Source organism: Chryseobacterium sp. LJ668, from assembly GCF_019613955.1.
GTDB lineage: Bacteria > Bacteroidota > Bacteroidia > Flavobacteriales > Weeksellaceae > Chryseobacterium.
The window spans coordinates 107270-120546 of record NZ_CP080443.1; the positions used below are offsets into that span (position 1 = coordinate 107270).

The following is a 13277-nucleotide window of genomic DNA, read 5'->3' on the forward strand; positions in this document are numbered from 1 at the left end:
TTTAGCCCTAACGTTGTAATTATTTCCAAGGATCTAACACAACCTTTACACAACCATCTTCTTTTTTATCGAAAATCTCATATCCTTTTGAGACTTCGTCTAAAGAAAGTCTGTGTGTAATAATATCATCCAGTTTTACCTGCCCCGTTTCTACATACTTCATCAGTTTATCTACGATTACGTGTACTGGTGCTTGACCTGCCTTAAGCGTAATTCCTTTATCAAACATCTGTCCGACTCTGAAATTGTCATAATTCATAGGATATACTCCTAAAATAGAAACAAAACCGCCACGTCTTACGCCGCTCATGCAAGCATCCAGGACTTTAATCGAACCTTTTTCAAAATTCACCACAGCTTTTGCCTTATCAAGCAAATTTCTTTCCGGCTCAAAACCAACCGCATCGATGCAGACATCTGCACCTCTTCCGGCAGTCATTTCTCTTATTTCCTCAACGGTCTGGTCTGCATCTTTCCATAAAATGGTTTCGCAGCCTGTGAGTTTTTTAATCTGATCAAGTCTGTACTGAAGGGTATCGATAACAATCACTTTTTTAGCATTGTAAAGAATTGCACTTTTTGCAGCCATTGATCCTACAGGTCCTGCGCCGAAAATCGCAACGGTTTCCCCACCTTTCATGTCTGCCCACATCACTCCAGTATATCCTGTTGGAAAAATATCTGTTAAGAAAAGAACCTGGTCATCATTTAAACTTTCCGAAACTTTTCTGGGTCCGAAATTCGCATAAGGAACCCGTACATATTGCGCCTGTCCGCCGTTGTAGCCCCCGTAAAGATCGGTGTAGCCAAACATTCCGCCGCCTTTTTCCGTAAGAATTCCACCTTCAGGACCATAATGATCAGGATTGGAGTTCTCACAGCCTGCGGGAAGATCGTGATTACAGAAATAACAGCTTCCGCAAGCAATTGGGAAAGGTACTACTACCCTGTCTCCTACTTTCAAATGCGTAATATTTTTGCCAACATCTTCTATAATTCCCATAAACTCGTGTCCCATTACCATGGGCCGAGCTTGAGGAATTCCTCCGGAATACATGTGAAGATCACTTCCACAAATTGCTGTGGAAGTAACCTTTAAAATAATATCGTTCTGATCTTCAATTTTTGGATCGTCAATCGTGTCGCAAGTAATCTTGCCGGGTGCGTGAAAAACTGCTGCTTTCATAATATATTTGGTTTTGGTGTATAAAAATCTTCTCTAACTTTATGCCATTGAATTACGTTCTTTCTCAAGATCCCAGACTCTGTGATTAGCGATTGCAGAAATAAATCTACTGTCAGAATCGTCGGCTCCGCTGGTAATTATCGCAGGATCTTCGTGTTTCTTTTTGCTTACGTTGCTTGCATTATAAATCTCATCGGTATCTTTACCAAAATAGATAGCCTTACAATGTTTGTAAGCTTCGTTGATAAATTCTGTGACAATCGGTTTTCTTTCAGGATGCATCAATTCCTTAGCCGATTTTTCACCTGAACAGACATACAAAGCATCAAAAGATACACTCGCAGTACTTGTAATAGAATGTTTAGGCTCAAATTCACTTCCGTCATCCGCTTTCACTGGCGCAACACTTGGTGCAATGATCTGGACAACAGCACCTTTGTCTTCCAATTTACTTTTTAGGGATTTTACAGCGTGAGTATTTACTCCGTCTGCCATGATAAAACCAATCACGCGGCTTTCAATAGTATCTTTTACTGTATCTTTCATGCTTAAAGCTTCAGAACTTTTAGTTTCCGGCTCTCTCTCTTCACTTTGTAAGCTTGAAGGATCTGCATCTGCAGGAATGCTTCCGTTTGGCATATCCAGTTTTTTAACTTTTACTCCAACTTTTTCAGCAACATTTGCAGCAAGTTCAGCGTCGATAAAAGCTAATTGACCAACTACTCTTTCCCTGATTTCTAAAATGGTCACTTTAGACAATTCAAAAACCAAGGCATTCTGAAGGTGAGTTTTTTCCGGAGCAGACTGACTGTTTAAAAACATTTTTGCCTGAGAATAATGATCGACAAAACTATCGCTTCTCGCTCTTATTTTATGACCGTCAACTCTTTCGTTATTCGAAGAGAATCCACCGTCTTTCATCATTGCCTGAAAAGGACAGCCTCCACCAATAGAATTTGGTTCGTAACTTACTTTTCCTTTTACAATCTGCTGTCTCATGTGACCGTCACGCTGATTGTTGTGAACTGTATTGATTGATCTGTTGATCGGAATCTCGTGGAAATTGGGCGAACCCAGTCTTGAAAGTTGGGTATCTGTATAAGAGAATAATCTCCCCTGTAAAAGCGGATCATTGGAGAAATCGATTCCCGGAACCAAATGACCGGGATGGAAAGCTACCTGCTCTGTTTCAGCAAAAAAGTTATCCGGATTTCTGTTTAAAGTTAAAGTTCCGACAAGCTGTACCGGTACTAATTCTTCAGGAACTATTTTAGTAGGATCAAGAAGGTCAAAATCAAAATCAAACTCATTTTCTTCAGGAATAACCTGTACTCCGAAATCCCATTCAGGAAAAGCACCATTTTCTATAGATTCCCAAAGATCTCTTCTGTGAAAATCAGGGTCTGTGCCTGAAATTTTCTGAGCTTCGCTCCATGCTACCGAGTGCACGCCTAATTTTGGTTTAAAGTGAAATTTCACAAAATGAACTGCACCTTCACTATTGATAAATTTAAATGAGTGAACACCAAAACCTTCCATCATACGATAGCTTCTAGGGATCGCACGATCGCTCATTGCCCACATAATCATATGCATACTTTCCGGCATCAATGAAATAAAATCCCAAAATGTATCATGAGCAGAGGCAGCCTGTGGAATTGCATTATCAGGCTCAGGTTTTACAGCATGGACCAGATCCGGGAATTTCATAGCATCCTGGATAAAAAATACCGGAATATTATTACCTACCAAGTCATAATTGCCTTCTTCCGTATAAAATTTCACAGCAAAACCTCTTACATCTCTTGCCAAATCTGTACTTCCGGCACTTCCGGCAACGGTAGAAAATCTCACAAAAACAGGTGTTTCTTTTCCAACTTCGTTTAAGAATTTAGCTTTTGTATATTTTTCAAGACTTTTATTCAGCTTAAAAACTCCATGAGCACCAGAGCCTCTTGCATGAACTATTCTTTCAGGGATTCTTTCGTGGTCAAAATGCGTAATTTTCTCTCTTAAAATAAAATCTTCAAGCAAAGTTGCACCTCTTTGATCGGTCTTTAGTGAATCCTGATTGTTGTTGATTTTTAATCCCTGATTGGTTGTCAGTTTTGTGTCCTGATTATCAGTGGTGTGATTTTGAAGCTGATTTAGCTTTTCGTTAGGCTGTAAATCTTTATTTTCCATATAATTAGTAGTTGTATAAATGTTATGATTAATTTTTTATAAATTCTTCCGTGAAATCCTGCCACTGCACCTTGCTCCCGCCAAAAATTCCTCCGCTTGCTACAAAAAAGTTTCTTAGTGAATTAATAAGACCTAATTTTTTTGTGTTCGGAATTTCATTCCGTCCATGAATACTCATTTGGATAATTTTATCTTTTTGAGCTAAAACAAATGTATTTGATGCAGCTTCCGTATAAAAATGGGCAACATTTTTTTTGCTGCTTATCGGGCATGAGTGAGGTTTCATTTGTAAAAGGAAAACTTTCAGCTCAGGTTGATCAATAGATTGCATGTCATTTACCATAACCCAATCAAAACCTTTTCCCGACTGGTTTTTTGGAGCGGGCATCTTTATTTTTACAAAATCTTTTAACTGAGCAATTGCTGATTTTTCATTTTCTTTCTGATGAAGATAAAACTCGGTAGGGTTTTTACGAGCATATAATTTCCATTGATTGATTTTTAAAAGTTTTTGCGAAAGTTCACTGAATTTTTCAAAAGCTTTAGCTTCAGTATCGCAGATTAGAAAAGCTACCGCATTATTTTTTGAGCCGTCTTTGTTGGGGGGTAATAAATGCTGTATATCTATTTTGTATTTCATGATGGAAGTAAAAGAGTTGGTGTAATTGTCTAATTATTAAAAATTATCTTAAGGCTTTTTCTGAATCATTTGTAGAAGCTGTATCTGAATTTGACGCAGTTACCAAAATATTAATATGAGAAGAAACTGGAACTTTATGATCAATTTTCGGAACAGTGCTGTGTGAATTATTTTCATTTTCTATTTACGTAGCTTATCAAATGTGTATTTAGAAAAGAAAATCTTAATATCTTGAGTACAAAAAAGCTGCCTTATTTTTGAATAAAACAGCTTGATATTACAAAATTTTTACGAACGTTTCTGTTCGAGATTTTCAAACTTATTATATGAGGCTTTCAAATGATGAAGCTGATCCTGAACTGTTTGGGAACTTTTTGTACAAAGATCTCCACTGTCTAAAGCATCTTGATAAGCTTTGATGGCTGCATCTTCCCCAAAAACAACATTCTCTAATGTTGATTCATCTTTATTTCCGGCAAAAGAACTTTTTATATCAATCCAAGCTCTGTGAATTGCTCCTGCAGCAGTTGTAGTATTTTCCGGTTCTCCTCCACGCTCGGTAATTAATTGTACAAGATCAGATTTCATTTTTTGAGAATTTGACACCATGTCATCATAATCTGACTTTAATCCCGAATAGGTTTCCCAAACCTTATCCTCCACTTTTGAAAAGCCTTCAATTCTGTCATTGGTAATTTTTAGCAGGTCATTTAAAACCGATACTGTTTTTTCGTTAGTCATAATATAATATGTTTGATTAGTGTATAAATTTATTGGCAATTTCTATGCCTATCTTAATTTTGAAATTTATTTAACATAATATAATTTAGGCACAGAATTTGAACATTGCTAAAAAGGTAAATAATAAGAAAACCAACACCAAAATCACATCATATTAATACTGAAAAATCCCTGAAATCTATGTTCAGGGATTTTTGTGTCTATGTAAACATGCTGAATATTAAAATAATTCAGATAAGATTTTTATTATTACTTTAGTTAAACTTTAAACCAATATATAATGGCAAAAATAGATTTTAAAAAAGAAGATTTTGTAAAAACTCAAAATGATGGTTATCAATTGGAATACACCAAATCTGAAATTGGTGAGGGAAGTAATCTCACGATTGAGAAAAAAAATGAAGACGGAACTTATACTGTTATTCAGGTTCCTATCAGAAGATTTAAAGAAAGTATCTTCATTGCGGTGGATGAGGCCATTGACGGCAGAATTATTTTTGAATAAAAACAATCCCCATTCACTGTACCAATAGAATGGGGATAATCATTATTTTCTTATTAAATTAATGGTAACTTTTCTTTAAGGGAAGTTTCATAGAGATCTTTTCGTCTGTCATTGAGAATTTGAACTGAACCATGGTAATGGAGATCTTTCAATAAATTCAAATCAACATCAACAATTAACGTCATTTCCGTATTCGGAGTTGCCTCTCCTTTCACCGCATTCGACGGGAAAGCAAAATCTGAAGGTGTAAATACGGCCGCCTGTCCAAACTGGATATCCATATTATTAACTCCCGGCAGATTTCCTACGCAGCCTGCAATGGCAACATAGCATTCATTTTCAATTGCTCGCGCGGCTGCACACTGTCGTACTCTCATATAAGCATTCTGTGTATCTGTGAGATAAGGTACAAAAAGAATTTTCATTCCCTGATCTGCCAACAGCCTCGGCAATTCGGGAAATTCCACATCATAGCAGATCACCAGACCAATTTTTCCGCAATCGGTATCAAAAACTTTAATTTCGTTGCCCCCTTTCATCCCATAATATTTTCTTTCGTTGGGAGTAATATGTATTTTTCTGTATTCATCCATCCGGCCATCACGATGCAGAAGGTAACTCACATTGTACAAATCATTATTCTCAAAAACAGGCATGCTTCCTGAAATAATGTTGACATTATAGCTGATTGCCAATTCGGAAATTTTGTTTTTTATCTGCTCTGTGATCTTCGCAAGCTCAATCATACTGTCGCGTTCAGACAAATTATTAAAAGGAGCAAGCAAAGGTGTATTGAATAGTTCAGGAAAAAGCACAAAATCTGATTTGTAGTCTCCCATCACATTCACAAAAAACTCTACCTGCTCATAGAATGCATTGATATCTTTAAAATGCCTCATCTGCCACTGCACCAAGCCTAACCGAATGGTACTATCCTGCATGGTATTGTATTTTTTGCTGTAATAAATATTATTCCATTGCAGTAAGACAGCGTTTTCTCGGGAAGCTTCATCTTCGGGAAGATATTTTTTTAAAACTCTGATCGGTAAAAAATTATTCGAAAGCTGAAAAGAAAGCACAGGATCATAGATCTCCTTATCCCTTACCCTTCTGATATATTCTCTTGGTGAGATTTCATGACTGAATTTATGATAATCCGGGATTCTTCCTCCTAAGATAATTGATTTTAAATTGAGCTGTTCGCAGAGTTCTTTTCGAGCGTCATAAAGCCTTCTTCCTAATCTCAGCTCCCGATATTCTGGATCAACAAAAATTTCAATTCCATACAAAACATTCCCGGTGTTTGAGTGGGTATTAAATGTATAATTTCCCGTAATATCACTGTAGGTATGTTCGTCATCAAATTCTTCATAGTTAACAACGATAGATAGCGCAACTGCGGCGACTTTCCCGTCAACAGTAATACAAATCTGCCCTGCTTCAAAAATTTTTGTAAGTTTTGCAATGCTTTTTTTAGACCAAACGTATTCGGACATTTTCGGATAGGCACGGCGCATGGCCGATACCAATTCATCATAATCATTAATATTCAGAGTACGTGTATCTATCTGCATAAATTTATTTTTACTAAAGTTAGGGAAAATTTAAAGGAAATCACACATACACTTCAGAATTATGAGGCAAATTATCATTGTATTTGAATACTTTTCAGTTGAAAATTATAAGATTAAATCTTATAAATTGGAAAAAAATGTTTGGGAATTAAATCGTCGATACAAAGTCATAATTAATTTAAAATCAATAAGTTAAAATTATATACAGGCGTAAAAATTTATAAATTTTCACGTATATATTTATAAATGGTCCCTGCATTACATTGCATCTTGCAAAAGATGTTTATACTTTAGCAGTGTAATAAATAAGAAGAAAGATTGCTAACAACAATCTGTTAATTATTAAACATTCATCATTATCACATTTAAATATATTGTTTCATCACTTAGTTTCTATTAGTAGTATGCCAGGATCTCACCATCCTGGCATCTACTATTATATACCTACTGTAACTTTAAAGATATCAATAGAAGTTAAATAATTTGAAGTTTAAAGATTAAAATCTAGAACAAGATTGTTACAAAAATCACTATTTTAGCGGTAAATTATCAGGTGAATGAAAAACACAGTAAGCTGGGTTTTAATCTTATTTTTAACGCTATTACTTCTGAATAACTGCTTACAAAACAGAACTTATTATCAGGAAAGTGATAAAAAACAGTCTTTCATCAATCAGCTGAGGCAGATCTATTCTTCAGGTGACATCTCAAAGTGGCCAAAGCCAATCCTTGATCCTTCAAATCCTGAATTTTCTGAGATCGGGCACCTACCAAAAATCGATTTTCCGGCTGACAACCTTTTTTCTAAAGACAAAGCACTATTAGGTAAAACTCTTTTCTACGATCCGAGACTGTCAGGTTCTGATCAAATAGCCTGCGTATCGTGTCATGATCCCGAAATGGGGTGGTCTGATAACAAAACTTTTTCTTCTGGTCACGAAAAACAGCTGGGAGTCAGAAATTCAATGACTATCCTGAATGTTGCGTACGCAAAATCACTGTTTTGGGATGGCAGAGCAGGCTCACTTGAGGAGCAATCGAAAATTCCGATTGAAGATCCAAGGGAAATGCATGGTCATATTGATATCTCAACCGGCAAAATTGCAAAAATTAAAGGGTATGCAATTCTTTTTGAAAAAGCTTTCGGGGATAAAAACGTTACGAAAGAACGAATTGCTAAAGCTCTGGCAACATTTGAAAGAAGTAATGCGAGCCTCAAAAGCAGATTTGATCTATTCATTGACGGCCAAAAAAATATTTTAACGGATGATGAGGTTATGGGCCTACATCTTTTTCGCACAAAGGCACAATGTATGAACTGCCATAGCTCAGGATATTTCTCCAATCATCTTTTTGAAAATGATGGTACCTCTTCATTAGAATCGCCGAAAGAAGATCTCGGGAGATATTTATTCACAAAAAAACCTGAAGATGCAGGAAAATTCAAAGTTCCGTCACTCAGAGAAGTCAGCAAAACTGCGCCGTGGATGCATGATGGTTCTTTTAAATCTATAAAAGAGATACTTGAATTTTACAATAAGGGAAATCCTGAAACTTCTAAAAACAAAACTACTGTACACCAGGGAATTGTCTTGAAATCGGAAAAATCTGATATGCTTAAACTGTTGGACCTTACAGATGAAGAATTAGCACAACTTGAAGCCTTCCTCGGAACATTAAGCTCGCAAACAATGCCAGCTTCCGTTCCAACACTTCCTGACTAATATTTTTTTAAAAAAACACTTATAATTCGATATAATTATGTTTAAATTCACAAAAACCAATTATAATTATTATTTTTTTTAATTTGGAATACGTTTTGTTTTGATAATCAGTCTGAACCAACTATTGATGAAAAAAAACAAACTTTCCCAATTTAGCAAGCGAAAAAAATGGTTTTTGGGAATTATTACAGGAATTTTACTGCTTATTTTAGCATTCCCTTTTGCACTCAATTTTTATCTTCAGAAAAAGCTTCCTGATTTAATCAATAAAAAAACTCCATATAAACTTGAATTAAAGAGCTTTGATTTAAGTCTTATTTCAGGGGATTTTTCGGCAACTGATCTCAAGATTTCAACCAAAAATCCTAATGATAAAAAAATTACACAGCTTACGGGAAATATCCGGAGAATAGAACTACATGATTTTAGTGTCTTAAAAGCACTACTTAATAAATCGTATCGTGCAGAGCAGTTTTTGCTGTCTGATGCTACTATAAAAATTCGTCTCGCACCAAAATCCAATAAGGAAAAGAGATCTATTAAAAAAACAGATATTCATATCAATAATATTGCATTGAATAATGTATTCACCGACATTACAAATGCTGATGGAAAGCCTGTTTTTAAAGGCAAAAACGTCAATGTAAGACTTAAAGATATACATCAGAATAGTAATGATGCAAAAATTCCTCTTGCATTTAAAGAATTTAGAATTGATGCAAAAGACGTTCATATTGGTGTTAATGAATATTACCAAATCAACGCCGATCAGATATTTGCTGCTAATAAAACTCTAGATATCAGGAAATTTCACCTTCAGCCCATTCTGAAACCGGCAATGTATAACGCAAAAAATATTTTTGATTTTGCAACGCAAAGACTTTTAGCTAAAGATTTTAATATCAGTCAGGATTCTCTGATTGTTTCTGATATCATTTTTACACATCCTGATCTTAAAGTGACTTCAACGGGCAAAAATACTGTTGAAAAAGAAAAAAACCCTAAAGAGATTGAGATGAAAATCGGGATGAAAAATATTGTTTTTCAAAAAGGTAAAATTGAGGTCATGCAGGCAAATAAAGAAAAAACAGCGTCTGTAGATAACTTCAATTTTAAGTTAAGCGATATTGTATTTGACAAAAATACGGTGAAAGAAAAAATTCCTTTCCGTTTTACCAATCATGATATTGAGGCTGATAATATTTATTTTAAAGCCAGCAACCTGCAGGCATTGAAAATCAAGAAAATTTCTTCCCGAAATTCAAATATCATTATTGAAAAATTCCAGATGATTGCGCTTGGAAATAGCTCTCACAAAGATCTTTTTAATGTGAACACAGATGAAATTAAAATCATTAATAACAAAACTAAATATATCGGTCAAAAACTGAATATTCAACTTGCCGGACTGGAAATAAAAACGCCAGATATTAAAATTATTTCGGCCACACAAAAGTCAAAACAAAAGAAAAGTACGTCGGAACTTCCTCAATTTGCTGCAAAAGTGGGTTTTATAAAAATTTCAAATGGCAAGATTTCTCAGACAACGCTCGGAAAAGAAAAATTAGCCGTAGGAAAATTCGATGTTCTACTTAACCAAATTGCGTCTGATAATCATCAAATGAATAAAGATCTGCCGATCAGTATCGGGAATCATCTGTTTACAGCAAAAAAAATATTTCTGGATGCCGGAAAATATTATACCCTGAAGGTCAGTGACTTGAAAAATACAGGAAAAACAACAGAAATTAAAGATCTTCAATATCTTCCTAAATATTCTAGAGCGGCTTTTAGCAAAGTGATTGCGAAAGAAACTGATTTGTATTCGATTACAATTAAGAAAATAGGAATTACTGACCAGAATTCCAGATTTTTAAAAGATCCTTCGATTGACATCAGCAACGTTAACATTGATGGTCTCAGATGCAACATTTATCATGATTTGGCACCGCCTGATGACAATGATGTGAGATATTTGTTCAGTAAAAAGCTTCGGAATGTAAAAATGCCTCTGTTTGTAAAAACCATTTCAATTAAAAATTCAAATCTTGTCTACGAAGAAAATGCGGAAAACAGCAATATTCCCGGTAAACTGACTTTTGACCGTTTCGGCGTGGAGGTGAATAACGTAAACAACGGAAAAATAAAAGGACGACCTACCATAATCACCGCAGATGCCAGGTTTGCATTTTACGGAAGCGCAGACACTCAGGTCAGTTGGAAATTTGATGTAATGAATCCTGACGATAAATACACCATTAAAGGCACAATACAGAAACTTTCTGCTGAAAATGTAAATCTTTTCGTACGGCCTTACTTAAATGTGACGCTAGACGGCAATATCGATTATCTAAAATTTGATTATTATGGAAGCAATGCCGGAATCGCAGGCAATTTCTATTTTAAATACAATGAAATGTATGTGAATTTTCTTAATAAAAAAGGAAATGAAAGAAAACTGCTGACCAAAGTTGCCAACTGGTTTGTAAAGAATGAATCTACAGGCGAGCCCGATCACGTGGTCATCGAGAAAAAAAGAGATCCAGACAAAAGCTTTTTTAATTTGCTTTGGCAGGGAATTATGGAAGGACTTAAAAAATATCTAATCTAATAAAAGGGATAGGTACGGTCTGCTTAAAATTACCGGTTTACATACAAAATTCCCCGATTTGCCAACATTTACCTGCTCAGATCTGCTGACCTTTGTCTATATAAAATCAACAATATGAATTTAGAAAAAGTACAATTAGGAAGTCATGGTCTTATCATCCCCAATATCGGTTTAGGATGTATGGGAATGACAGGTTTTGAGGATGCAAATATGTATGGTGAAGCAGACGAAAATGAAGCGATTGCCACCATTCATCGTTCATTGGAATTAGGTGGTAATTTTTTGGATACTGCAGATCTTTATGGCCCTTTTAAAAACGAGCAGCTTATTGCAAAAGCTATCGGCAAAAATCGTGACCAATACATTATTGCAACAAAATTTGGCTGGGAAATCGATGACAGCAATAAAGTTACCTGGGCAATCAACGGAACAAAAGAGTATGTAAAGAAATCTGTAGAAAGATCATTAAAAAATCTTAACACAGATTACATTGATCTTTATTATATGCACCGTCTGGATAAAAGTACCCCTATCGAAGAAACTGTAGGCGCAATGAGTGACTTGGTAAAAGAAGGAAAGATTGGCTACATCGGCTTATCTGAAGTTTCTTCTGACACGGTAAAAAGAGCTCACGCAATACATCCGGTCACAGCGGTACAAAGCGAATTTTCTTTGTTTGAGCGATCGGCTGAAGAAAGAGGAATTTTGAAAACGCTGAAGGATCTGGGAATTGGTTTTGTTGCGTATTCTCCATTAGGACGTGGTTTTTTATCAGGACAGATCCGCTCGATTGATGACTTGCCGGAAAATGATTTCAGAAGAGCAATACCACGCTTTCAAGAGAAATATTTTCACAAAAACATCGAGCTGGTAGAAGCGATAGAAAATTTAGCCGAAGAAAAGGAAGTTACTTCATCACAATTGGCTTTGGCATGGATCATCAATAAAGGAATTATCCCTATCCCGGGAACAAAGCGCAGAAAATATCTGGAACAGAATATAGAATCTGCAAAAATACAATTAAGCGAATCTGATCTTCTTAAACTCGAAAGTATTGTACCTTTGGGAACAGATACCGGTGCTCCGTATGATGAATTCAGCATGGGACTTTTAGATTAAATCACATTAGACAACTATGAATACGATACCGTCAATTTCCGCATTTCACCGACTTCTATCGTTACCGGAACCAAAACATCCTCTCGTAAGTGTTATAGATTTATCTGAAAGCGTTTTTCTTGAAGATGAAGTCTGGAAAGGTTTTACCAACAGATTTTTTTGTGTTGCATTGAAAAGAGATGCCGTGGGAAAAATACGTTACGGACAGCAGCACTACGATTATGATAAAGGTGTTTTAAGTTTTACCGCGCCCAATCAGGTTCAGTACTTAGATTTACAGAATATGGAATGTGGATCGGGGTTTCTCCTGATCTTTCATGAAGATTTTTTGCTTAAACACCCTTTGGCGGCAAGCATTTCAGATTTTGGCTTTTTCTCTTATGCCGTGAATGAGGCGTTGCATTTATCTGCTGAAGAGGAAGAAGATTTAATCAGAATCATGAAGAAAATAGATATAGAATGTGAGCATATCGATCGTCATACGCAGGAAATTATATTATCGCAGATCGATTTGTTGCTCAATTATTCCAAAAGGTTCTACGAGAGACAGTTTATTACCAGAAAAAACAGCAATCATCAGCTTTTAGCGAAATTTGAAAGCTTTTTGAATGACTATTTTAAAAATGATGAATCTCTAAAAGAAGGATTATTAACCGTACAAAATGCAGCTAAAGCCATGAATCTTTCTCCAAGCTATCTCAGCGATCTTTTGAGAGTGCATACAGGGCAGAATACACAGCAGCATATTCACGAAAAGCTGATCAGCAAAGCAAAAGAGAAATTATCTACAACTGGTTTGTCGGTGAGTGAAATTGCTTATACTTTAGGTTTCGAACATGCGCAATCGTTTAGTACACTTTTCAAGACCAAAACTCAACAGACACCATTGGAATATAGAAAATCATTTAATTAAATTAAAAAAAATTGAAGAAAATTATCTTCTGTAATCATTGACAATTTATTTTTTATAAAAAGACTGTCTCTTTATAAGAC

The 13277-nt window shown here is 35.5% G+C and carries 10 protein-coding genes; 5 read left to right on the forward strand and 5 right to left on the reverse strand.

Annotation, left to right across the window (positions count from 1 at the left end; genetic code table 11):
* Positions 1-19: 19 nt before the first annotated feature.
* The 4 genes from K0U91_RS00530 to K0U91_RS00545 form a co-directional block, all read right to left on the reverse strand.
* Positions 20-1186: a zinc-dependent alcohol dehydrogenase gene (locus K0U91_RS00530; RefSeq protein WP_220179983.1), complete on the reverse strand. Its 1167-nt coding sequence runs from the start codon at positions 1184-1186 to the stop codon at positions 20-22.
* A gap of 39 nt (positions 1187-1225) precedes the next feature.
* Positions 1226-3370, reverse strand: a complete 2145-nt coding sequence (locus K0U91_RS00535) for a catalase (RefSeq protein WP_220179984.1) — start codon at positions 3368-3370, stop codon at positions 1226-1228.
* 28 nt (positions 3371-3398) lie between these two features.
* Positions 3399-4010 carry a hypothetical protein gene (locus K0U91_RS00540; protein WP_220179985.1) on the reverse strand — a complete coding sequence of 204 codons (612 nt, stop codon included), beginning with the start codon at positions 4008-4010 and terminating at the stop codon, positions 3399-3401.
* Positions 4011-4298: 288 nt separating this feature from the next.
* Positions 4299-4751 carry a ferritin-like domain-containing protein gene (locus K0U91_RS00545; RefSeq protein ID WP_219970939.1) on the reverse strand — a complete coding sequence of 151 codons (453 nt, stop codon included), beginning with the start codon at positions 4749-4751 and terminating at the stop codon, positions 4299-4301.
* A 280-nt stretch (positions 4752-5031) separates the two neighbouring features.
* Here K0U91_RS00545 and K0U91_RS00550 point away from each other — a divergent pair, with 280 nt between their 5' ends.
* A complete protein-coding gene (locus tag K0U91_RS00550) occupies positions 5032-5256 on the forward strand; it encodes a glutathione synthase (RefSeq protein ID WP_219970940.1) in 225 nt (74 codons plus the stop codon).
* Positions 5257-5309: 53 nt separating this feature from the next.
* Here K0U91_RS00550 and K0U91_RS00555 read toward each other — a convergent pair whose 3' ends face one another.
* Positions 5310-6830, reverse strand: coding sequence for a carbon-nitrogen hydrolase family protein (locus K0U91_RS00555; RefSeq protein WP_219970941.1), 1521 nt, complete (start codon positions 6828-6830; stop codon positions 5310-5312).
* A 557-nt stretch (positions 6831-7387) separates the two neighbouring features.
* Here K0U91_RS00555 and K0U91_RS00560 point away from each other — a divergent pair.
* The 4 genes from K0U91_RS00560 to K0U91_RS00575 all read left to right on the forward strand — a co-directional run bounded on the left by K0U91_RS00560 (position 7388) and on the right by K0U91_RS00575 (position 13197).
* Positions 7388-8554: a cytochrome-c peroxidase gene (locus K0U91_RS00560; protein WP_220179986.1), complete on the forward strand. Its 1167-nt coding sequence runs from the start codon at positions 7388-7390 to the stop codon at positions 8552-8554.
* A 127-nt stretch (positions 8555-8681) separates the two neighbouring features.
* Positions 8682-11165 carry a hypothetical protein gene (locus tag K0U91_RS00565; RefSeq protein ID WP_220179987.1) on the forward strand — a complete coding sequence of 828 codons (2484 nt, stop codon included), beginning with the start codon at positions 8682-8684 and terminating at the stop codon, positions 11163-11165.
* Positions 11166-11279: 114 nt separating this feature from the next.
* Positions 11280-12284, forward strand: coding sequence for an aldo/keto reductase (locus tag K0U91_RS00570; protein WP_219970945.1), 1005 nt, complete (start codon positions 11280-11282; stop codon positions 12282-12284).
* Between the two features lie 16 nt (positions 12285-12300).
* The gene (locus tag K0U91_RS00575) at positions 12301-13197 is read left to right on the forward strand and encodes a helix-turn-helix domain-containing protein (RefSeq protein WP_220179988.1); all 897 of its coding nucleotides are present in this window, start codon (positions 12301-12303) and stop codon (positions 13195-13197) included.
* Positions 13198-13277: the final 80 nt, after the last annotated feature.

Coding starts and splice junctions, on each gene's coding strand:
- K0U91_RS00530 (WP_220179983.1), bottom strand. CDS start 1,186: ATGAAAGCAGCAGTTTTTCACGCACCCGGCAAGATTACTTGCGACACG.
- K0U91_RS00565 (WP_220179987.1), top strand. CDS start 8,682: ATGAAAAAAAACAAACTTTCCCAATTTAGCAAGCGAAAAAAATGGTTT.
- K0U91_RS00550 (WP_219970940.1), top strand. CDS start 5,032: ATGGCAAAAATAGATTTTAAAAAAGAAGATTTTGTAAAAACTCAAAAT.
- K0U91_RS00545 (WP_219970939.1), bottom strand. CDS start 4,751: ATGACTAACGAAAAAACAGTATCGGTTTTAAATGACCTGCTAAAAATT.
- K0U91_RS00555 (WP_219970941.1), bottom strand. CDS start 6,830: ATGCAGATAGATACACGTACTCTGAATATTAATGATTATGATGAATTG.
- K0U91_RS00535 (WP_220179984.1), bottom strand. CDS start 3,370: ATGGAAAATAAAGATTTACAGCCTAACGAAAAGCTAAATCAGCTTCAA.
- K0U91_RS00540 (WP_220179985.1), bottom strand. CDS start 4,010: ATGAAATACAAAATAGATATACAGCATTTATTACCCCCCAACAAAGAC.
- K0U91_RS00575 (WP_220179988.1), top strand. CDS start 12,301: ATGAATACGATACCGTCAATTTCCGCATTTCACCGACTTCTATCGTTA.
- K0U91_RS00570 (WP_219970945.1), top strand. CDS start 11,280: ATGAATTTAGAAAAAGTACAATTAGGAAGTCATGGTCTTATCATCCCC.
- K0U91_RS00560 (WP_220179986.1), top strand. CDS start 7,388: ATGAAAAACACAGTAAGCTGGGTTTTAATCTTATTTTTAACGCTATTA.